Origin of the sequence: Aestuariivirga sp. (genome assembly GCF_020252405.1) — a bacterium.
GTDB lineage: Bacteria > Pseudomonadota > Alphaproteobacteria > Rhizobiales > Aestuariivirgaceae > Aestuariivirga.
Genome location: NZ_JADCDA010000051.1, coordinates 1 through 20909, shown reverse-complemented (window position 1 = coordinate 20909; position 20909 = coordinate 1). Strand labels below are relative to the sequence as shown.

The following is a 20909-nucleotide window of genomic DNA, read 5'->3' as shown; positions in this document are numbered from 1 at the left end:
ACGATCGGCGCCGGATCAGGGCAGCTGGGCGCCCTGGAAGGTCTGCTCGTAGCGGCGCAGGATCTCGTTGCCGTTCTTCACGGCGTCGTCGATCGCCACCTGCACGTCCTTCTGGCCGGCGAAGGCGGCTTCGAGTTCCGACTTCAGCGCCTTGCGGATCGAAGTGTAATTGCCGAGCCGGATGCCGCGGGTGACGGGCGTGCCGTTGGAGGCGGTCAGCGAGGCGATGGCCAGTTCGCGGCCGGCGTTTTCCGGCTTCTGGTAGAAGCCCTCCTGGTTGAGCAGTTCGAGACCGTCGGCGCGCACCGGGATGTAGCCGGTGTTCTCGACGATGTATTTCTGGCCGGTCCCGGGCGCGGTGACGTAGTTGAGGAAGGCCGCTGCCGCCTCATATTCCTGGTCGGTCTTGCCCTTCATCACCCACAGCGAGGCGCCGCCGACGAGCGTGTTCTTGCGCTCCTTGCCGTCGAGCAGCGGCAGCATGGCCACGCCCCAGTTGAAGCCCGTCGCCGTCTTCTTGAAGTTGCGGAAGTCGGCGATCGATTCGAAGATCGAGGCGCAGGTGCCGTCGGCGAAGGCCTGGTCGATGTCCTTGCCGGTCTGCTCGGTGTGGAGTTCGGCATAGCCGGCGTCGAGCCACGCCTTGTAGTCCTTCATGTGGTCGACAAAGGCGGTCTTGTTGAACAGGAGTTCGGCGCCCAGCCCGTCATAGCCATTGTTCATCGAGGCGATGGGCAGGTCGTTGGCGGCCGAGAACTGCTCGAGGCCGGTCCAGGTGTCATAGTCGAGCGCCAGGCCGCAGGAGACGCCGGCCGCCTTCAGGGCCTTCAGGTCGGCGGCATATTCGCTCCAGGTCTTGGGCGCCTCGGTCTTGCCGATCTTGGCCCAGGCGTCCTTGTTCCAGTAGAACATGGCGGTCGAGGAATTGTAGGGGAAGGACCACATCTCGCCCTTCGAGGTGGCATAATAGTTCTTGATGCCGCCGAAATAGGAATCCCAGTCGACGTTGATGCCATGGTCCTTGGCGAACTGCACCGCCGGAACGATGGCGCCGGACAGCATGAAGTTCACGGTGCCGGCGTCATAGATCTGCACGATGGCGGGCTGCTGGTTGGCGCGGTAGGCGGCAATGGTGTTCTGCTCCGCCTTGTCATAGCCGCCCTGGCCGGTGCACACGGCCTCATATTTGTCCTGCGAGGCGTTGAAAAGATCGCAGTGCTTCTGCACCACTTCGGCGATGGCGCCGGTGTTGCCATACCAGAAATCGAACTTGATGCGGTCCGCATGGGCGGGCGCGGCAGCAAGGGCGAGAGCGCCCAGCGAAGCGGCCGCAAGAAGAAGACGGTTCATGTGTTACCTCCGAGTTGCGGCGAGGTTCTCGCTCGCCGGGACGATAGCCATGCGGCCGCGCCATGACAAAACGCCGACAACCGTATGAACGCGCTGCGTCGGAGCGATGACGGAACTTCAGACTCCGGCGGAGATGATGACGAAGACGTTGCCGCCGCTGGTCACAAAGCGGTCCGGACCGGCGCGCTCCAGCGAATAGCACTTGGTCTCGCGGCCACGCAGGCTGGACCACGCGGTGCAGAGCCGGTTGCCGCTGATGCTCCAGCGCCCGGCATCGCGCTGCGGGCGCGGCGATTCGATGGTGATTTCGGCGCGGCCGTCCGGCAGAAGCGACAGGTTGCCGGCATGCCAGCCGCCGTCCTCCCACCACTGGATGGTCTGGCCGATCAGGGCTGCCCGCAGGTCCGGCCCCGCCAGTTCGGCCGCCGGGGCGCTTGCGCACAGCAGCATGGACACCGCAAAAACCAGAATTTTCATCGCAACCCACCCTTTCATGAAGTTCGAATGACGATATTGCGAAGATTTGCTGTCACATAAAAGAGGGGGCTTGGCGCTGTCCGCCGCCAAATCGTCACGGCACCTTCACCGCGCCGCACTAGTTTTCGACCGGAGGCGGCGCGGTGCCGCCGCATCAGGATCATCAGCCATGTTGCCGAACGGAATTGCCGGGACGGGTATCTCCGCCCACAAACGCGCCGACGACCTCTCGGACCTTGCCAGCGAACTCGACATGATCGAGGAACTGGGCGTCGAATCGATCGAATTGCCCACCTATGACATGGACATCGTGGTGGGCGGCCGCATCCGCCCGCCGCAGCTGGCGGCAGTCAAGCGCGCCTGCGCCGGGCGCGGCGTGGCCTTCACCGTGCATGGGCCGCTGGCCCTCAATTTCATGGATGCGGCGTGGCGGCTGCCGCGCCATTTCGAGGTGCTGGAAGCCTCGCTCGACGTCGCCGCCGCGGTGGGCGCAGGCAATTATGTGCTGCATGCCGGGGTCACTCCCACGGAGCAGGCGCAGGGCCTCGAAAGCGCCTATGACCGCCAGCGCGAATGGCTCTCCCGGGCGGGTGATCTTGCCGCGGCGCGCGGGCTGACAATCTGCGTCGAGACGCTGTTCACCGACGATGCCCGCACGCATACCCCGGCGCCCGCCCGCCTGGCGCGGGAACTGGCGGCCATCGGCCACCCGGCGGTGCGGGCCACCATCGACTTCAGCCATTCCTACCTCAGGCTCGACGTCGAGGGCCGCCGCGCCGACTATATCGCCGAAGTGGCGGCGCTGGCCCCCTTCGCGCAGCACCTGCACATCCATGACAGCTTCGGCCGCCAGGACGACATCTGGATGTTCACCGAAGGCGAACGCCTGGCTTTCGGCCATGGCGACCTGCACTTGCCCGTGGGCTGGGGCGACATTCCCTGGGCCGATCTGATGGCCGCCTGCGCGTTCCCGCAGGGTGTGGTGTTCAACATCGAGCTGAAGCAGCGCTACTGGTATGCTGCGGCGGACTGCGTCGCCGCCACCAGGGCGATGGCGGCCACGGCGCGCACCCTTCTCCGCCAGGCGGCGGAATGACCTGACCGGCGGAACTGGCGCCCGCTACTTGGGCGCCAGGACCATGACGATCTGGCGGCCTTCGAAGCGGGGTTCGGATTCGACCTTGGCGGTCTCGACGACGTCTTTCTTGACACGGTCGAGAAGCTGCTGGCCCAATTCCTGGTGGGCCATTTCGCGGCCGCGGAAGCGGAGCGTGATCTTGACCTTGTCGCCTTCCTCGAAGAAGCGCCTGATCGCCTTCATCTTCACGTCGTAATCGTGATCGTCGATCATCGGGCGCATCTTGATCTCCTTGATCTCGATGACCTTCTGCTTCTTGCGGGCCTCGGCGGCCTTTTTCTGTTCCTGAAACTTGAACTTACCGTAGTCGAGGATCTTGCAGACCGGGGGCTTGGCGTCCGGTGAAATTTCGACCAGGTCGAGGTTCGCTTCCTCGGCCATCATGATGGCCTGGCGGATCGGCACGACGCCGACATTCGCGCCATCGGCGCCGATCAGACGCACGTCGCGGGCGTCGATGCGGTGGTTGATCCTGTGTCCTTCTTCCTTTTGCGGGGGGGCGGCTCCGCGGCTGAGTGACGGCCTCCTGGGTGGCATTGGCAAGTGGTCTTGAGCTCCTGTGTTCGGGGGCCTGACATTTCTCCACCCCCTGTGGTTCGGTTGCGAACGCTATAGACATTGAATGAGGCGCCCCCGTCAAGCGCGGAAAGGACAAGGTTCATGCCCGGTTGCGGGCGCCTCTTCGGCCAGGGCGCAGTTCCACCACGGCGTCCGGCACCACCACGTGGAAGACGGTTCCCTCCGGCCCGGTTTCCCTGAGCCTGATCTCGCCGCCATGGGACCGGATCAGCTCCGCCGCGATGGCCAGGCCCAGGCCAACGCCGCCCGGCCTGGCGGCGCTCTGGAAGGCCTCGAACAGTTTCGGGCGCACCCGCTCCGGAATGCCCGGGCCATTGTCCCTCACCTCGATCACCACCACCGCGCCCTCGCGCCAGGCGGAGAGGATGACACGGCCATCGGCCTCCTCCTCCTGATGTTCCAGCGCCTGGATGGCGTTGCGCAGCAGGTTGGTGAGCACGCGGTTCAGGTGTTCGCGGTCGGCGTCGATCTCGAGGCCGGGCGGCACGTGGTTGAACAGCACGACGCGCGAGGACGCCTGCAGCACGGCGGTGTCGATCACCTCTTCGGCGATGTCCTTCAGCGGCAGCCGTTCGCGCACCGGCGGCGGTTCGTCGGCGCGGCCGAATTTCAGCGTGGCGGTGAGGAAGGAAATGGCGCGGTCGAGGCTGACGATGAGTTTGGGCGCAAAGCGCTTCACGGTCGGATCCTCCGCCATCGACAGGCGGTCGGAGATCACATGGGCGGAGGAGAGCATGTTGCGCAGATCGTGGCTCACCTTCGCCGCCGCAAGGCCCAAAGCCGCAAGACGGCTCTTCTGCTGCAGCATGGCGGTGAGTTCCGACTGCATGTCATGGAGCTCGCGCTCGGCGATGCCGATCTCGTCCTGGCGCGCCGAGGGAACGATGATGCGCGAGCGGTCCTCCGGGTTCTGCGCGAAGACCGTCATGTTGCGCGTCAGCCGTTTCATCGGGCGGATAAGCACGATGTTGAGCGCCAGATAGACGAGGCCCGCGACGATGGCGGAGAGCACGACGGAAAGCAGGAAGATATTGAGGCCCGAGCGCAGCATCGCCTCGCGCAGCGGTTTTTCGAAAAGCGCCACCTCGATCACGTCGCCCGACATGTTGGGCGGCTTGTCGATGACGCCGATAACGCGGCCGGCGGGCTGCAGCAGAACGGCGAAGGCATCGGCGATGGCCACGGGCCACGAGACGCCGCGCAGATCATAGGACGCATCGATCATGTGATCGGTCTCGCTCCTCAGCATCAGCCTGCGCGTTTCGCCGCGGGTGAGGGAAACGACGAGCACGCCCGCCCCCTTCAGGATTTCGGTGCGCAGGTCGGGCGAGAGAATGCGGTCGGGGGCGGCTTCCGCCGCGAGCGCCGCGATTTCGGCCTGGGCGATGCGGCCCTTCAGCCACTGGATGCGGAAATTGGCGATGGAGGGCAGGAAGATCAGCACTTCGCCCAGCATGACGAAGACAACGGTCATCGCCAGCACCTTGCCGGACAGCCCCCGCAGGAGGCCCGGCCCCTCATGCCGCGCCGCGCCGCCCGTCATGGCCTGATCCTGCTCATCAGCCCGATTGCGCCGCGGACGAGCCGATGGGATGCGAAATCCGCAAAATATCCGATGGCGGCGCGCCGCGAGGCCTCGCCGCGGGTGGGGTATGGCAGGATGGTGGAGGCGAGCGAGCCGATCCTGAGGCCGCGCTCCAGCGCCAGAACCCAGGGCTGCAGGAGATCGCCAGCGCCCGGCCCCACAATGCCGGCGCCGAGGATGCGGCCGCGGCGGGTGGTGATTATCTTGACGAGGCCCTCGGCGTGGCCTTCGGCAATGGCGCGGTCATTGCCGCTGAAGGGCGCGCGCAGCACGCGGATGGCGTCGCCGTGGGCGGCGCGCGCTTGCGCCTCGGTGAGGCCGATCTGCGCAAGCTCGGGATCGGTGTAGGTGACATGCGGGATTGCGGCCGTCGCCCTGGCGGGAAGGCCGAAGAGCGCGTTGCGGATGACGACGCCGGACTGATAGCCCGCCTCGTGGGTGAAGCGCCCGCCCGCCACATCGCCGATGGCATAGACCCGGCGGTTGGTCGTGCGCAGGCCCTTATCGACCGTGATGCCCTGCGGCGTGAAGGCGATCCCCGCCGCGTCGAGCCCGAGACCTTCGATATTGGGCTTGCGGCCGGTGGCGACCAGCAGGTGCGAGCCGGTGAAGGTGCGGCCGCCGGCTTCGAGTGCGATGCCCCCGTCAGCGCGGGTGACGCGGGTGACGGCGGTCGATGCGGCGATGCTGACGCCTTCCTTCGCAAGCCGCGCAAGCACTGTCGCCGCGAGTTCAGGGTCATCCTGCGCCAGCGGCGTGGCGGCTTCGATGACGGTGACGCGCGCGCCAAGCCGCCGGTGCGCCTGCGCCATCTCCATGCCGATGGGGCCGCCGCCGAGGACAAGGAGGTGCGAGGGCAGAGTTGCGTTGGCAAACAGCGTCTCGTTGGTGAGGTAGGGGACGCCGCCCAGTCCCGGGATGGGCGGTATGGCGGGGTGCGAGCCGGTGGCGATGACGGTGCGGCGCGCGCTGTAGCGCTCACCCCCGGCTTCGAGACTGCGGCCGTCGATGAAACGGGCCGCGGCGCGGATGACGGTGACGCCGAGAGCTTCGAAGCGCTGCTGGCTGTCATGATGCGCAATGGCGGCGATGGCGCCCTGCACATGGGCGCTAACCGCGGCGAAGTCGATCTGCGGCTCCACCGGCGTGATGCCCACGCGCGCCGCATCGCGCATCGCCTGGGCCTGCTTCGCGGCGGCGAGCAAGGCCTTGGAGGGCACACAGCCGGTGTTGAGGCACTCGCCGCCCATCTCGGCCTTTTCGAACAGCACCACGCGCTGCCCGAATTGCACGGCGGCGGCCGCGAAATAGAGGCCGCCGGAGCCTGCGCCGATCACCGCGATGTCGAAACTCCTGGTGCTCATGGCTTGTGGCCTTTCCACAGTTTCACCAGCATGGGCGCCAGCGCGATGATGCCAAGCCCGGCGAGGCCCCACAGCAGCTCCGGCGAGATCAGAGCCACGGGGCTGAGCGAGACCTGGCAGTTCTCCGCCCCGTTCTGCGCGGCGCAGACCTTGAAGGCCAGCGCCTGGTCGTCGACAAGCGTGTCGAGGCCGGAACCCACCAGCGCGAAGGCAATCGCGCCGGGAATAATGCCGATTGCCGTGGCCGCGAGAAAGGTGGACAGCGGCATGCGGCTCAACCCCGCCACGGCATTCACCGCCCAAAAGGGGAAAACGGGTGTGAGACGCAGGAACAGGAGCAGGCTGAAGCCATTTTCGGCAAAGCCGCGTGACAGCCGTGTGAGGAAGGGACCGGAACGTTCCGCCAGGACCGCCCCAAACGAGGTCTTGACGATCTCGAAGACGATGGCCGCACCTGCCGTTGCGGCCAGCGTGGCGATGGGGGCGCTGACCGCCCAGCCGAACAGAAAGCCACCGGTGAGGCTCATCGCCGCCGCCGCAGGTAACGACAGGGCGACGACGGTGACATAGAGCAGGCCGAAAGCGGCCAGCGCCAGGGCGAAATGGCCATCGACCCAGCTGCGGATGGCGTCGCGATGTTCGATCAGCGCGGCGAGCGAGAGCTGGTTCTGCACGCCGAGCCCGAAGACCAGCGTCACCAGGCACAGCAGCACGGCCACCGGCAGCCAGCGCCGGACCCGGGCAGGGGCGGGGGTGGGCAGGCTATCATCCGGCTGGGGGCGGCTGGCGGGCGACATCATCATGCCGACATGCTTGAACCATCAGCCTGCCGAGCGGAAGGGGGGTCGCGCCGGCAGGTATCTGCGCCTGCGTCCAACATGCCGCGCGCCTCGTTGACTTCGCGCGGCTTTTCCCCCATAAGCCCGGACCAACTTCCCGAGGCCGCTGGGACGGCTGCCGGGATCTATCTGGCATGTCCGGACATGTTTTTGATATGATTGGCTGAACAAGCCGAAATGGAGTTAGCAACGTGAAGCGCACCTACCAGCCGTCCAAGCTCGTCCGCAAGCGCCGCCATGGCTTCCGCGCCCGCATGGCAACGGTTGGCGGCCGCAACGTCCTCGCCCGCCGCCGCGCCAAGGGCCGCAAGCGCCTTTCGGCCTGAGCGCCGGACTGTCGGACAATGGAGCGCCTGAAGCGTCGGCAGGATTTCGTTGCCGCCGCCCGGGCGCATTATGCCGCCATGCCGGGCCTTGTGGTGCAGATGCGTGCCCGCGGTGACGGGGCCCCGCCGCGGGTTGGCTTCACCGCGACGAAGAAGATCGGCAATGCGGTGGTTCGCAACCGCGTGAAGCGCCGGCTCCGCGAGCTGGCGCGGCTGGGGCTTTCGGCGGAAGCCCGCCCCGGCCATGATTATGTGCTGATCGGCCGCGCGCCCACCCCGGAGCGCGCCTTCCCCGACCTCGAGAATGATCTCAGCGCCGCTCTGAAGAGGCTGCATCGCACCGCCCATCCTCCGGCGGATAAGGGAACACCATGAACTTCGACAACAAGAATTTCATCCTCGCGATCGTGCTGTCGATGCTGATCATCTTCGGCTGGCAGTATTTCTATGCGGCGCCCCTGCAGCAGAAGCTGGCGGCGCAGACCCAGACGGCGCAGACGCAGCAAGCCGCCGCGCCCGCCGTCGGCGGGTCGGTTCCCGGCATGACGCCGGAGGCGATCGCCGCCTCGCGTGAGGAAGCGCTCGCCAAGTCGCCGCGCCTGGCCATCAAGTCCGACTATGTATCGGGCTCGATCAACCTGAAGGGCGCGATGATCGACGATCTCCACCTGCTCCGCTATCGCGAGACCATCGATCCGGAGAGCCCGACAATCACCTTCCTCTCGCCATCCGGAACGCCGGGTGCGCTGTTCGCCGAGCAGGGGGTCGTTCCCGCCACCGGGACGACCGCGAGGCTTCCCGACTCGAACACGGTGTGGACTGCGCCCGCCTCCGCCGTGCTGAGCGAGAACAACCCTGTCACGCTCACCTGGGACAATGGCGCGGGCCTGAAGTTCGCCCGCAAGATCCAGCTGAGCGACGAGTATCTCTTCACCGTCGAACAGACGGTGGAGAACATGTCCGGCGCCCCCGTCGCCATGATTCCCTATGCCCGCATCCAGCGCCAGGACACGCCGCATGTCTCGGGCTATTGGGTGTTCTTCGAAGGCATGCTCGGCTGGCTCGACGGCAGCCTGCACGAAGTCCACTATAGTGACGTCAACGGCCAGACCGAGCCCGACCGCCGCGACACCACGGGCGGCTGGATCGGCTTCACCGACAAGTACTGGGCTGCCGCCGCAATCCCCGACCAGACGATGCCGGTGACGGCGAGCTTCATCCACACCAAGTTCGACAACCGCGACCTTTACCAGACGGACTATCTCGCCAGGACTGCGATGGTGGTCGAGCCGGGCAAGTCCGCCTCCTCGACCAGCCTGCTCTTCGCCGGCGCCAAGGTGGTGCGCACCATCAACGCGATCGAGAACCTTCACCAGATACAGGGCTTCAGTTACATCATCGACTGGGGCTGGTTCTACTTCCTGACCAAGCCGTTCTTCCATTTGCTCGACTGGATCAAGGGTCTCGTCGGCAATTTCGGCGTCGCCATCCTCATCGCCACCGTGCTTGTCAAGGCGGCGGTCTTCCCGCTTGCCAACAAGTCCTATGCCTCGATGAGCAAGATGAAGAAGCTGCAGCCCGAGATGGAGCGGCTGAAGAAGGAATATCCCGACGACAAGATGAAGCAGCAGCAGGAGATGATGGCGCTCTACAAGCGCGAGAAGGTTTCGCCGCTGTCGGGCTGCCTGCCCGTTGTCGTGCAGATTCCGATCTTCTTCGCGCTCTATAAGGTCATCCTCACCTCGATCGAACTCAGGCATGCGCCGTTCTTCGGCTGGATTCGCGATCTTTCGGCACCCGATCCGACGAGTCTGTTCAATCTCTTCGGCCTCATTCCCTGGACGCCGCCGCATATGCTGATGATCGGCGTGTGGCCGATCATCATGGGCATCACCATGTGGCTGCAGATGCGCCTCAATCCCATGCCGCCGGACCCGGTGCAGGCCAGCCTGTTCAACTGGATGCCGGTGATGTTCACCTTCATGCTCGGCACCTTCCCGGCCGGCCTCGTCATCTACTGGGCGTGGAGCAACACGCTCTCCATCCTGCAGCAGTCCTTCATCATGAAGCGCCATGGCGTCGAGATCGACTTCTTCGGCAATGTGAGGAACAGTCTGCCCTTCCTTAAGAAGAAGGCCGAAAGTTGAGCGGGGCCTTCGCCGATGCCCAGATCGACGCGGGCCGCCGTTTGTTCGGCGGCCCGTCGCGCTTCCTGCTGGGTGTTGCGAAGCTCGAACAGCTGCCTGCCGGCAAGAGCGTCGAGATCGCCTTCGCCGGGCGCTCCAATGTCGGCAAGTCGTCGCTGATCAATGCGCTGACGGGCGTCAACGGCCTTGCCCGCGCCTCCAACACGCCAGGCCGAACCCGTGAACTGAACTTCTTCGAGGTGAACGAGGCGCTGACGCTGGTCGACATGCCGGGCTATGGCTATGCCAAGGCGCCGAAGCACGAGGTGAAGCAGTGGCAGGCGGTGCTGAGGGGCTATCTCCGCGGCCGCCCCGGCCTGACACGCGCCTTCGTGCTGATCGACAGCCGGCACGGCATCCTGAAGGCCGATGAGGAGATGTTCGGCCTTCTCGACGAGGCCGCCGTCACATACCAGGTGGTGCTGACCAAGACCGACAAGATCAAGCCGGCCGAGCTCGGCAAGGTCAAGGATATGGTTGCCGCCGCGGTGAAGAAGCACCCCGCGGCCTTCCCGGAAATCCACGCCACCTCCAGCGAAAAGGGCTTCGGCATCCCGGAGCTCCGGGCGGAGATCGCGGGGCTGCTTTAGGCCTTTGAAACCGGAATGAATGTCCTGTAGGACGCTGCGGGACTGACGGGGAAATTCCATGGACGAAATCGCCACGACGGCCCGCATCCTTTCCGAGGCGCTGCCCTTTCTGCAGCGTTACGATGACCAGATCATCGTGGTGAAATATGGCGGCCACGCCATGGTGGATCCGAAGCTCGCGCATCAGTTCGCGCGCGACATGGTGATGCTGAAGGTCTGCGGCCTCAACCCCATTGTCGTCCACGGCGGCGGACCGCAGATCAACAAGATGCTCGACAAGCTGGACGTTCAGCCCGAGTTCCGCGAGGGGCTGCGGGTGACCGACGAGGCCACCATGTCGGTCGTCGAAATGGTGCTGTCGGGCTCCATCAACAAGTCGATCGTGGCCTCCATCCAGCAGGCGGGCGGCCGTGCCGTGGGCATCTCCGGCAAGGACGGCAATCTGATGATCGCCCGGAAACTCACCAGGGAGAAGACCGATCCCGCCACCGGCACAACGGTCGAGATCGACTTCGGCTTCGTCGGCGAGCCGGTCAAGATCAACACCGGCATTCTCGAGACGATCATGAAGTCCGACGCCATTCCGGTGATCGCGCCCGTGGGAGTTGGCATCGACGGCGAGACCCTCAACGTCAATGCCGATACGGCGGCGGGCGCCATCGCCGCGGCGACTCATGCCAAGCGCCTGCTCCTCCTCACCGATGTCGCCGGCGTGCTCGACAAGGGCAAGAACCTGATCAGCGAGCTGAAGGTGGGGGACCTGCTGGAGCTCATCGCCAATGGCGCCATCACCGGCGGCATGATCCCCAAGGTTGAGAGCGCGGCGGATGTGGTGAGGTCCGGCGTTGAAGGCGTCATCATCCTCGATGGCCGCGTGCCGCATTCGGTGCTGCTCGAACTCTTGACGCCTCATGGCGTGGGAACGCGCATTTCGCGGACCGGCGCATGAGGGGCTTCGCCGGCGTCGACGGTTTTTCTCATGTAGATACTTGGGTCTTCGACCTCGACAACACGCTCTACCCGGCCTCCTGCCGGCTGTTCGACCAGATCGACGTGAGGATGGGAAACTTCTTAGCCAAGCTGCTCAACATCGGCCACGCCGAGGCCAGGCGGCGCCAGAAGGAGATGTTCTATAAGTACGGCACCACGCTCCGTGGGCTGATGACCGAGCACGGCATCACGCCGGATGACTTCCTCGATTACGTGCATGACATCGACCATTCGCCGGTGCCGCCCAACAAGGCGCTGGACGAGGCGCTGCATGCGCTGCCCGGCCGCAAGCTGATCTTCACCAACGGCACGGTGGCCCATGCCGAAAAGGTGCTGGCCCGCATCGGCATCACGCGTCATTTCGGCGGCATCTTCGACATCGTGCATTCGGACTTCATCCCCAAGCCCGAGATGGAGCCCTACCTCAAGTTCATCGGCCAGACCGGCATCGACCCCACGGCCTCCGCCATGTTTGAGGACATTGCCCGCAATTTGGAGGCCCCGCATGCGCTGGGCATGGCGACTGTGCTGGTGGTGAGCCCCGGGAACAAGGACGCCGAGCACCTGAACATGCAGACCGGCGGCACGGCGCAGGAGCACATTCACCACGTCACCGACGACCTCGCCAGCTTTTTGGCGGGATTGGCGGGCGACCGCAAAAGCCGGCCTTGACCGCGCAAGTCTTTTTGGCGAAAGCCACCGCGACAGACCAAGCCAGGACCGAAGGGGTACAGCCATGACCGATCTTCAGAGCACCATCGAACAGGCCTGGGAGGCCCGTGACAAGGTCAACCTCGAGACCAAGGGCGCGGTGCGCGACGCTGTGGTGGCCGCGCTTGAACTGCTCGATTCCGGCACGGCCCGCGTCGCCGAGAAGCAGGACGGCGAGTGGCGCGTGAACCAGTGGCTGAAGAAGGCTGTCCTGCTCTCCTTCCGCCTCAATGACATGGCGATGATTTCGGGCGGTCCCGGCGGCTCCAGCTGGTGGGACAAGGTGCCCTCCAAGTTCGACGGCTGGGTGGAGAAGGACTTCCGGGCCGCGGGTTTCCGCGCGGTGCCCAACTCAGTCGTCCGCAAGTCGGCTTATGTGGCGCCCGGCGCCATCCTCATGCCGTCCTTCGTCAACCTCGGCGCCTATGTCGACACGGGCACAATGGTGGACACCTGGGTCACGGTCGGCTCCTGCGCCCAGATCGGCAAGAACGTGCATCTCTCGGGCGGCGTCGGCGTCGGCGGCGTGCTGGAGCCGATGCAGGCCGGCCCCACCATCATCGAGGACAATTGCTTCATCGGCGCGCGCTCGGAAGTCGTTGAAGGCGTCGTCGTGGGCGAGGGCTCGGTCATCTCCATGGGCGTGTTCATCGGCCAGTCGACCAAGATCATCGAGCGCGACACCGGCAAGGTTCACATGGGCAAGGTGCCGCCCTATTCCGTGGTGGTTTCGGGCTCGCTGCCGCAGAAGCCCTATGCCGACGGCTCGCCGTCCCCATCGCTCTACTGCGCGGTGATCGTCAAGCGGGTGGACGAGAAGACCCGCTCCAAGACCTCGATCAACGAATTGCTGCGCGACTGAAGCCGCAGCTTCTTTCCATGCCTGCGATGCTCAAAAATCCCCCATGAAGAACACCCCCACCGATCCCGTTCCGCTGCTGCAGGACCTCATCCGCTGCAAGTCCGTGACGCCCGCCGAGGGCGGTGCGCTCACCTACCTCGAGAACCAGCTGTCGATGCACGGCTTCGTCTGCCAGCGGCTGATCTTCCGCGAGGCGGGCACGCCAGATGTGGAGAACCTCTTCGCGCGCATTGGCACGGGCAACCCGCATCTCTGCCTTGCCGGCCACACCGACGTGGTGCCGGAAGGCATCGTGGAGAGCTGGACGCATCAGCCCTTTGCCGCCGACATTGCCGATGGCTTCGTCTATGGCCGCGGCGCCACCGACATGAAGGGCTCGGTCGCGGCCTTTGTCGGCGCCGCCATCGATTTCGTGCGCACGGCGGGCAAGTTCAGGGGCTCGCTCTCCTTTCTCATCACCGGCGACGAGGAGGGTCCCGCCATCAACGGCACGGTGAAGGTGCTGCAATGGATGCGTGAGAACGGCCATATCCCGGACCATTGCCTCGTGGGCGAGCCGAGCTGCGTGGACAGGCTTGGCGACACCATCAAGATCGGCCGCCGCGGCTCCCTGAGCTTTACGGTGACGGTCGAGGGCAAGCAGGGCCACGCCGCCTATCCGCACAAGGCCGACAACCCCATCCCCAAGCTCGCCCGCTTCATTGACCGCATCGCGGCGGCGAGGCTGGACGAGGGCAACGATCGATTCGATCCCTCGACGCTGGCGGTGACGACCTTCGATGTGGGCAATCCGGCGGGCAATGTCATCCCGTCGCGCGCCACGGCCAAGTTCAACATCCGCTTCTCGACCGAGCACAGTTTCGCCTCGCTGAAACAATGGGTGGAGGGGCAGATCGCGGTGGTGAAATCCGGGATGGGCGGCACGTGGTCGGTGTCGGCCACCGAGGGTGCCGATGCCTTCATCACCGAGCCCGGCCGCTTCGTGGGCCTCGTTCAGGATGCGGTGCTGCACGAGACGGGCCTGCTGCCCAGGCTCTCGACCAGCGGCGGCACGTCGGACGCGCGTTTCGTGAAGGATTATTGCCCGGTGCTGGAATTCGGCCCCACCAACGCGACGATCCACCAGACGGATGAGCGCATCGCCATCGGCGAGCTGCGCGCCACGCAGGCGATCTACGGCCGCATCATCGCGGATTATTTCTCGGCGGAATTGTAGCCGACGCGGAGCAGGTAAAGGCCGTCCGGCGGGGCCACCGGGCCGCAGGCCGCGCGGTCAGCGGCGTCGAGCGCGCGTTTCACGTCGCGCGGCGTCCACTTGCCTTCGCCGACGAGGCGCAGCGAGCCCACCATGGAGCGCACCTGATTGTGCAGGAAGGAGCGGGCGTCGGCCCTGATCTCGATCAGCTCGCCATAGCGGGCGACTTCGAAATGGTCGAGCGTCTTCACCGGCGAATTGGCCTGGCACTGCGCGGCGCGGAAAGTGGTGAAGTCATGCTTGCCGACAAGGTGCTGGGCGGCCTCATGCATGGCATCCGCGTCGAGGTCCACCGGCAGCCACCACGCCTTGCCGCGGTCAAGCGCGGGCGGCGCGCGGCGGTTCAGGATGCGGTAGAGATAATGGCGCCTCGTGGCGGAGAAGCGCGCGTGGAAATCCTCCGGCACCTCCTCGGCTTCGAGCACGCTCACCGGCATCCCGCGGATGTTGCCGTTCAGCGCATTGCGGAGCTTGAATGTGTCCCACGGTTTGCCAAGGTCCACATGCGCCACCTGCGCCAGCGCGTGAACGCCCGCATCGGTGCGGCCCGCGCCATAGACCATGGAATGCCCGCCGTTGATGGTGGCGACGGCGCGCTCCAGCACGTCCTGAACCGATGTGCCGCCTGCCTGGGATTGCCAGCCGGTGAAGGGCCCTCCGTCATATTCGATGGTGAGGCGATAGCGCGGCATCAGGCGGCCTCCGTTCCTGCAGCGATGGGAAAGCCACGCAGGAAATCCGCGGCCTCCATCGCGCCCTTGCCTTCGCGCTGCAGCTTGAGGAGGCGGATGGCGCGAGAGCCGCAGGCGATGGTGAGCGCCTCGTCAATGAAGGTGCCGGGCGTGCCGCTGCCGCCGGTCACTTCGCAGAGCAGCGCCTTGATGCGCGTGCCCTTCACGGCAAACCAGGCGCCGGGAAAGGGCGATAGGCCGTGGATTTGGTTCCTCACCTCCTGCGCGCTTCTCGTGAAGTCGATGCGGGCTTCGGCCTTGTCGATCTTCTTCGCATAGGTCACGCCCCCGGCGGGCTGCGGCGCGGAGGTGATGTCCGGCTGCGCCAGCACGTCGGCCATCAGCCGCGCGCCAAGCGCCGCGAGATCATCATGCAGCGTCTGGGCCGTTGTCATGGGCGTGATCGCGAGTCTTCCCACCTTGCACATCGGCCCGGTGTCCAATGCCTCTTCCATGCGCATGATGGTGACGCCGGACTCCTTGTCGCCCGACATGATGGCGCGCTGGATGGGCGCGGCCCCGCGCCAGCGCGGCAGCAGCGAGGCATGGACGTTGAAGCAGCCGAGCCGCGGCGCATCGAGCACGGGCTTGGGCAGCAGCAGGCCATAGGCAACGACGACCGCGGCATCCGCATCGAGCGCGGCGAAGCGGGCCTGTTCCCCGGCGGACTTCAATGATGCGGGCGTGCGCACCCCGAGGCCCCGTGCTGCCGCGAAAGCCTGCACCGGCGAGGGCCGTTCCGCCATGCCGCGGCCCGCCGGGCGCGGCGGCTGGGAATAGACGCAGGCGATGTCATGCCCGGCGGCGATCAGGGTCTTCAGCGTTTCCACCGCGAAGTCCGGCGTGCCCATGAAGACGAGGCGCATGCTCAGAGCTTTCCGAGCTTCTGGGCCTTCTGGAATTTCTTGATCACCCGCTCGCGCTTCAGCCGCGAGATATGGTCGATGAACAGGATGCCGTTCAAGTGGTCGATCTCGTGCTGCAGGCAGGTGGCCATCAGCCCGGTGGCGTGCATCTCGTTCGGCTCGCCCTGGCGGTTGAGGTAGCGTAGCTTGATCTCGGCGGGTCTGGTGACCATCTCGTAGTATTCGGGAATGGAGAGGCAGCCTTCCTCATAGTCGCTCTTCTGCTCGCTTGACCAGATGATCTCCGGATTGGCGACGAAGACCGGCGCCCTGGGCTCGCCGTCCTTGGCCAGGTCAATCACGAGGAGGCGCTGCGCCACGCCCACCTGGATGGCGGCAAGGCCGATGCCGGGGGCGCGGTACATGGTTTCCAGCATGTCGTCCCACAGCTTCTTCACATGGGAATCGATGGCTGCCACGGGCTTCGACACCTCGCGGAGCGTCTTCTCGTCGGGAAGGGTTATGATGGGCAGCAGCGGCATGGCCGTCTCATAAAGCATTTTCAGGTCAAGTTGACAGGTTGACCGTCGAAAATGCGACCAGGCAAAGAGATAGAGCATGATCCGCAGAAGTGGAACCGCTTTTGCGACAGGATCATGCTCAAGCTTTTGATCTGGCGCATGTTCCGGTCAGGCCGTGGCCGCCGGTCAATCACGCCTGGTCGCCTGGCGCTCAGGGGCTGATGCAGCGATGGCGCTTGTAGCCGCGGCCCACATAGGTGCCGGTGGCCGGGTCATAGGTGCGGTAGCGCGCGCTGCACCATGCATCATGGCTCGAACCGGCCTGCGGGCGGAAATCGCCATAGCGGTGGACCAGGAAGGGTTTCTGGTACCAGTAGCTGCCGGAACGGGCCACCATGGAGCGCTGGAAGGGGGCATAGTCGATCCGGGCCGTACACTCAAACAGCCCGTCGGCGCAGTTTTTCTCGACCACATAGGGCTTCCAGACCTTCACCCCGTCCTTGTCCGTGCCATAGGGGTCGGAGGCCGAGGCGTTGATCGACAGAGCGGCGAGGCCAAGGAGGCCCAGAAGTGGGGCGAGGATCTTCCTGAACATGGCGGAAACACTCCCTGAAATCCCCGCCGGGCGGGGACGCTGAAGAAACCACAGAATGCCGCCGCGCCGGGCGCTTTGCAAGCGCAGTGCTTGCCTTTTGTTCCCCAAGCGCCCATATGGGGCGCGGGAGGTTGGCGGCGGACGTGCCGCTCGCCAACCGGGTCAGGTCCGGAAGGAAGCAGCCCCAACGAGACAGGAACGGGTTGCCCGTCCAGCCTCCCACCCTCATGGCATATTCCGTTAAGGTGGAATGCACTTTGACGGCAAGAATAGGCCAGATGTAAGCTGCCCCGCGGAAGCCCGCCATGGATGACACTCAGAGCGGCGCGAACGCGGCAGGGTATCGCGTTCTTGCCCGCAAATACCGCCCGCGCACCTTCCCTGACCTCATCGGCCAGGAGGCGATGGTGCGCACCCTCACCAATGCCTTCGCGTCGGGCCGCATCGCCCAGGGCTTCATGCTGACGGGTGTCCGCGGCGTGGGCAAGACCACGACCGCCCGCCTGATCGCCCGCGCGCTGAACTATGGCGGCCGGCCGGCCATCGACATGCCGGAGATGGGCCCGCACTGCGAGCCCATCCTCGAATCGCGCCACATGGACGTGATCGAGATGGACGCCGCGTCCAACACCGGCGTCGACAACATGCGCGAGATCATTGACAGCGTGCGCTATGCGCCCGTCCACGCGCGCTACAAGGTCTACATCATCGACGAAGTGCACATGCTCTCGAAGAACGCCTTCAACGCGCTGCTGAAAACGCTGGAAGAGCCGCCGCCGCATGTGAAGTTCATCTTCGCCACCACCGAGATCAACAAGGTTCCCGTCACCATCCTCTCCCGCTGCCAGCGCTTTGACCTGAAGCGGCTGGACGCCGCCCTGCTCGCGTCGCACTACGGCGCCATCGCGGTGAGGGAGGGTGTTGAGGCGGAAGCCGATGCGCTGGCCATGATCGCGCGCGCGGCGGAAGGCTCGGTGCGTGACGGCCTGTCGCTGCTCGACCAGGCCATCGCCTATGGCGAGGGCAAGGTGAAGGCGGCGGATGTTGCCGCCATGCTGGGCCTCATGGACCGCTCCCGCATTATCGGCCTTTTCGAGACGGTGATGGCGGGCGATGCCAAGGGGGCGATCGGGGAGATCGAGGCGCAGCACCGGGACGGCGGCGACCCGGCGACCATCCTTGGCGACCTTGCCGATTACGTTCACTGGGTCACCCGCCTGAAGGTGGTGAAGGAGGGCGCTCTCGCGGATTCCTCGCGCACTGAGGCGGAGAAAACCCGCGGCGCCGGTCATGCGCAGACATGCGGCATCGCGCATCTGACGCGCGCCTGGTCCATGCTGCTGAAGGGCATCCGCGAGGCGGAGCTTCACTCCGACCCGCTGATGGCGGCCGAAATGGTGCTGATCCGCCTGTGCCACGCGGCGGACCTTCCCGGTGGCGAGGAACTCGCCAAGATCGTCAAGCAGCCGCAGTCCTCCGAGCGCGTGGCGCCGGTGAGCGCCCGCGAACTCCTTCGCGATACGTCCGGGGCTCCAGTCGAGTCGCGAGGGGCGCTGGCGGTCAAGCCGCAGGTCCCCGCGCCCACCGAGACACGCGCCTTCACGAGCTTCGGGGATCTGGTGGCGCTCGCCACCGAGAAGCGTGACATCAAGCTGAAAACCGATCTTGAAACCCTGATCCGCCCGATCCGCGTGGCGCCGGGCCAGTTTGAGCTGGCGCTTGAACCGGGCGCGCATGCGGGGCTCGCCAACGAGATCGGCCGCAAGCTCGAGGCCTTCACCGGCATGCGCTGGATCGTGATGGTGGCGAAGGACGGCGGCGACAAGCCCGTCTCCCGCCAGCGCCAGGAGGCCAGGGACAATCTGTTTTTCACCGCGCGCGAACACCCGGACGTGCAGGCGGTGCTGAAGCGTTTCCCGGGGGCGGAAATCATCGACGTCAAGCTGCCCGATGACAGCCCTCCGCCCCCCGGCATGAGTGAGAGCGATGAAGAACCTCGGTGATATGATGAAACAGGTCCAGGCCATGCAGTCCCGCATGTCCGAGATGCAGACCAGGCTGGAGCAGGCGGCCGTCACCGGCCAGTCCGGCGGCGGCCTCGTCAAGGTGACGCTCTCCGGCAAGGGCGCCATGACCGCGCTGTCGATCGACCCGTCGCTGATGAAGCCGGAGGAGAAGGACATCCTCGAGGACCTTATCCTCGCCGCGCACACTGACGCCAGGAACAAGTCTGAAGCCATGATGGCGGAAGAGATGAAGTCGGTGACGGGCGGGCTGCCGCTGCCGCCCGGCTTCAAGCTGCCCTTCTGATGTCGCGCCGCACGACGGGACCCGAAATCGAGAGGCTGATCCAGCTGCTGGCGAAACTGCCGGGGCTCGGCCCCCGCTCGGCCCGCCGCGCGGCGCTGTTCCTGATCAAGAACCGCGAGCGGCTTCTGGCCCCCATGGCGCTGGCCATGGCGGAGGCGCGGGAGAAGGTGACGGTCTGCACCGAGTGCGGCAATGTCGACACCGTTGACCCCTGCACGCTGTGCACCGACGCGCGGCGCGACCGCACCACCATCTGCGTGGTGGAAGAGGTTGGCGATCTCTGGGCGCTGGAACGCGCGGGCGCGTGGTCAGGCCTCTATCATGTGCTCGGCGGCACGCTGTCGGCGATCGAGGGTGTCCGGCCGGAGGACCTCGCCATTGGCTCCCTCATCGAGCGTGCGGGTCAGGCGCAGGTGAAGGAGGTCGTGCTGGCGCTGAACGCCACCGTCGAGGGCCAGACCACCGCGCATTACATCACCGAGCGCGTGAAGACGCTGGGCATCGCCGCATCACGATTGGCCCATGGCGTGCCGGTGGGCGGTGAGCTGGACTATCTCGACGAAGGCACACTCACGCAGGCCATCCGGGCGCGTCGGCCATTGTGAAATTTCTTGAGGGCTGTATTCGAATACGGAGTTGACAGGCGCCCTTGCGGCACTTTTCCTGACTCCCCCAGGCTGTCAGGACCAAGCCAATGTGGTTTGCCTATATCGATGAATCCAAAGAACAGAACAGTGTATTCATCTACTCTGCCCTGATACTCAGGGGAGAACGCTGGCCGACTGTTTTCTCTGCCGTAAGGGACTTTCGCAGGCGATTGCGCAAAGACTACGGGATCTTTTTGTCTCAGGAGTTGCATGCTTGGAAGTTTGCCTCCGGAAAGGGTCAGATTGCCGACCGGCCGCTGTCCAAGTCGCAGCGTGCTGCGATTTTTCGTGAGGTACTTGTCTTTGTCGCGGGGTGTGGGAAGTTTAGGCTCTTCGCCAGCATAAATTCCAACGAGCTTTATGCCTTTGAACGACTCGTTAACCGCATCAACAGGACAGCGGAAGCGCACGGGGAGCATGTGCTGCTTTTCTGTGACGAGGGTCAAGAGGTGGAGTTCACCCGACGCATCCGGAGAATGCGCATTCACAACCCCATCCCAAGCAACCGCGGGGGATGGCAAGAGAGTGACACGCCTACGCGCAACATACCTGTCACACGCATTGTAGAGGATCCGATCTTCAAGGATTCGAAGGATTCCTATTTCATTCAGTTGGTTGATTTCTGTTCCTATGCATTGTTGCGCATGGAGCGTCCGATTCCGTCACGCTCCATCTTGGGATATGACGACATGTTCAAATTGCTGGAGCATCGGGCGTTCAACTGAAATCAGAATACCGTTTATGCTCCTCTTATGCCGTCATTCCGGCGAAGGCCGGAATCCCGCTTTGCGTCAGCACGCGTTGAAAGAAAGCTGGATTCCGGCATTCGCCGGAATGACGGCCGGGAGGGAGCAAATTATGCGGACTGATCTCACTCGACTGCGCGCCTCTCTAGGAGCCTGTCTGGATAATCTGATTTTTGTTGCATTTGTGCAATGGGTTCAGCGGGATGTTCTGGCTCATGTTGCGGCCTTGGCCAGTTTGCAGAGGTTGTGGGCGGTGCAGATC

At 65.1% G+C, this 20909-nt stretch carries 24 protein-coding genes and 1 other RNA gene; 15 read left to right on the top strand and 10 right to left on the bottom strand.

The features are described 5' to 3' along the window. Positions 1-15 precede the first annotated feature (15 nt). A complete protein-coding gene (locus IOC69_RS08605) occupies positions 16-1350 on the bottom strand; it encodes an extracellular solute-binding protein (RefSeq protein ID WP_290543131.1) in 1335 nt (444 codons plus the stop codon). A gap of 117 nt (positions 1351-1467) precedes the next feature. Further along, positions 1468-1827 (bottom strand): hypothetical protein, encoded by a 360-nt coding sequence (locus IOC69_RS08600; RefSeq protein WP_290543130.1) that lies wholly within the window; start codon positions 1825-1827, stop codon positions 1468-1470. A gap of 169 nt (positions 1828-1996) precedes the next feature. Here IOC69_RS08600 and IOC69_RS08595 point away from each other — a divergent pair, with 169 nt between their 5' ends. After that, a complete protein-coding gene (locus IOC69_RS08595; protein ID WP_290543129.1) occupies positions 1997-2923 on the top strand; it encodes a sugar phosphate isomerase/epimerase in 927 nt (308 codons plus the stop codon). A gap of 24 nt (positions 2924-2947) precedes the next feature. Here the strand turns inward: IOC69_RS08595 and infC are convergent, their stop codons facing one another. The 4 genes from infC to IOC69_RS08575 form a co-directional block, all read right to left on the bottom strand. Next, positions 2948-3502 carry a translation initiation factor IF-3 gene (infC, locus tag IOC69_RS08590; protein ID WP_290543128.1) on the bottom strand — a complete coding sequence of 185 codons (555 nt, stop codon included), beginning with the start codon at positions 3500-3502 and terminating at the stop codon, positions 2948-2950. A 121-nt stretch (positions 3503-3623) separates the two neighbouring features. Further along, complete coding sequence (locus tag IOC69_RS08585; RefSeq protein WP_290543127.1) at positions 3624-5087, bottom strand: HAMP domain-containing sensor histidine kinase; 1464 nt, start codon at positions 5085-5087, stop codon at positions 3624-3626. Further along, positions 5084-6493, bottom strand: a complete 1410-nt coding sequence (locus IOC69_RS08580) for an FAD-dependent oxidoreductase (RefSeq protein WP_290543126.1) — start codon at positions 6491-6493, stop codon at positions 5084-5086. Before IOC69_RS08580 ends, IOC69_RS08585 begins: the two co-directional genes overlap by 4 nt. Continuing rightward, complete coding sequence (locus IOC69_RS08575; protein ID WP_290543125.1) at positions 6490-7296, bottom strand: VTT domain-containing protein; 807 nt, start codon at positions 7294-7296, stop codon at positions 6490-6492. The genes IOC69_RS08580 and IOC69_RS08575 overlap by 4 nt, the downstream gene beginning before the upstream one ends. Before the next feature lie 227 nt (positions 7297-7523). Between IOC69_RS08575 and rpmH the strand changes: the two genes are divergently transcribed. From rpmH to dapE, 8 genes are all read left to right on the top strand, one after another. Next, positions 7524-7658, top strand: a complete 135-nt coding sequence (gene rpmH, locus IOC69_RS08570) for a 50S ribosomal protein L34 (protein ID WP_111198758.1) — start codon at positions 7524-7526, stop codon at positions 7656-7658. 18 nt (positions 7659-7676) lie between these two features. Further along, positions 7677-8033 carry a ribonuclease P protein component gene (gene rnpA, locus IOC69_RS08565; protein ID WP_290543124.1) on the top strand — a complete coding sequence of 119 codons (357 nt, stop codon included), beginning with the start codon at positions 7677-7679 and terminating at the stop codon, positions 8031-8033. Next, positions 8030-9805 carry a membrane protein insertase YidC gene (yidC, locus tag IOC69_RS08560; protein ID WP_290543123.1) on the top strand — a complete coding sequence of 592 codons (1776 nt, stop codon included), beginning with the start codon at positions 8030-8032 and terminating at the stop codon, positions 9803-9805. The genes rnpA and yidC overlap by 4 nt, the downstream gene beginning before the upstream one ends. After that, a complete protein-coding gene (yihA, locus tag IOC69_RS08555; protein ID WP_290543122.1) occupies positions 9802-10434 on the top strand; it encodes a ribosome biogenesis GTP-binding protein YihA/YsxC in 633 nt (210 codons plus the stop codon). The genes yidC and yihA overlap by 4 nt, the downstream gene beginning before the upstream one ends. Before the next feature lie 58 nt (positions 10435-10492). Next, the gene (gene argB / locus IOC69_RS08550; protein ID WP_290543121.1) at positions 10493-11383 is read left to right on the top strand and encodes an acetylglutamate kinase; all 891 of its coding nucleotides are present in this window, start codon (positions 10493-10495) and stop codon (positions 11381-11383) included. Further along, on the top strand, positions 11380-12096 hold the full coding sequence (locus tag IOC69_RS08545) for a pyrimidine 5'-nucleotidase (RefSeq protein ID WP_290543120.1): 717 nt from the start codon (positions 11380-11382) through the stop codon (positions 12094-12096). Before argB ends, IOC69_RS08545 begins: the two co-directional genes overlap by 4 nt. Positions 12097-12160: 64 nt before the next feature. Continuing rightward, positions 12161-12997 carry a 2,3,4,5-tetrahydropyridine-2,6-dicarboxylate N-succinyltransferase gene (gene dapD / locus IOC69_RS08540; protein ID WP_290543119.1) on the top strand — a complete coding sequence of 279 codons (837 nt, stop codon included), beginning with the start codon at positions 12161-12163 and terminating at the stop codon, positions 12995-12997. A 43-nt stretch (positions 12998-13040) separates the two neighbouring features. After that, entirely contained in the window at positions 13041-14213 is a 1173-nt protein-coding gene (dapE, locus tag IOC69_RS08535; protein ID WP_290543118.1) for a succinyl-diaminopimelate desuccinylase, read from the top strand. Here the strand turns inward: dapE and truA are convergent. The 4 genes from truA to IOC69_RS08515 all read right to left on the bottom strand — a co-directional run bounded on the left by truA (position 14192) and on the right by IOC69_RS08515 (position 16944). Continuing rightward, positions 14192-14944: a tRNA pseudouridine(38-40) synthase TruA gene (gene truA, locus IOC69_RS08530; protein ID WP_290543117.1), complete on the bottom strand. Its 753-nt coding sequence runs from the start codon at positions 14942-14944 to the stop codon at positions 14192-14194. The two genes, dapE and truA, sit on opposite strands and share 22 nt — an antisense overlap. Continuing rightward, entirely contained in the window at positions 14944-15855 is a 912-nt protein-coding gene (gene fmt / locus IOC69_RS08525) for a methionyl-tRNA formyltransferase (RefSeq protein ID WP_290543160.1), read from the bottom strand. Before fmt ends, truA begins: the two co-directional genes overlap by 1 nt. After that, complete coding sequence (def, locus tag IOC69_RS08520) at positions 15852-16370, bottom strand: peptide deformylase (protein WP_290543159.1); 519 nt, start codon at positions 16368-16370, stop codon at positions 15852-15854. Before def ends, fmt begins: the two co-directional genes overlap by 4 nt. 190 nt (positions 16371-16560) lie before the next feature. After that, complete coding sequence (locus IOC69_RS08515; RefSeq protein ID WP_290543116.1) at positions 16561-16944, bottom strand: BA14K family protein; 384 nt, start codon at positions 16942-16944, stop codon at positions 16561-16563. A 126-nt stretch (positions 16945-17070) separates the two neighbouring features. Here IOC69_RS08515 and ffs point away from each other — a divergent pair. From ffs to IOC69_RS08485, 6 genes are all read left to right on the top strand, one after another. Beyond that, an RNA gene (ffs, locus tag IOC69_RS08510) (signal recognition particle sRNA small type) lies at positions 17071-17167 on the top strand. Positions 17168-17249: 82 nt separating this feature from the next. Then, positions 17250-18947 carry a DNA polymerase III subunit gamma/tau gene (locus IOC69_RS08505; RefSeq protein WP_290543115.1) on the top strand — a complete coding sequence of 566 codons (1698 nt, stop codon included), beginning with the start codon at positions 17250-17252 and terminating at the stop codon, positions 18945-18947. After that, a complete protein-coding gene (locus IOC69_RS08500; protein WP_290543114.1) occupies positions 18931-19254 on the top strand; it encodes a YbaB/EbfC family nucleoid-associated protein in 324 nt (107 codons plus the stop codon). The genes IOC69_RS08505 and IOC69_RS08500 overlap by 17 nt, the downstream gene beginning before the upstream one ends. Then, positions 19254-19859 (top strand): recombination mediator RecR, encoded by a 606-nt coding sequence (gene recR / locus IOC69_RS08495; protein ID WP_290543113.1) that lies wholly within the window; start codon positions 19254-19256, stop codon positions 19857-19859. The genes IOC69_RS08500 and recR overlap by 1 nt, the downstream gene beginning before the upstream one ends. A gap of 89 nt (positions 19860-19948) precedes the next feature. Then, positions 19949-20626, top strand: a complete 678-nt coding sequence (locus tag IOC69_RS08490) for a DUF3800 domain-containing protein (RefSeq protein ID WP_290543112.1) — start codon at positions 19949-19951, stop codon at positions 20624-20626. Between the two features lie 61 nt (positions 20627-20687). Continuing rightward, positions 20688-20909 (top strand): hypothetical protein (locus IOC69_RS08485; protein WP_290543111.1); only part of this gene is annotated, 222 nt, incomplete at its 3' end.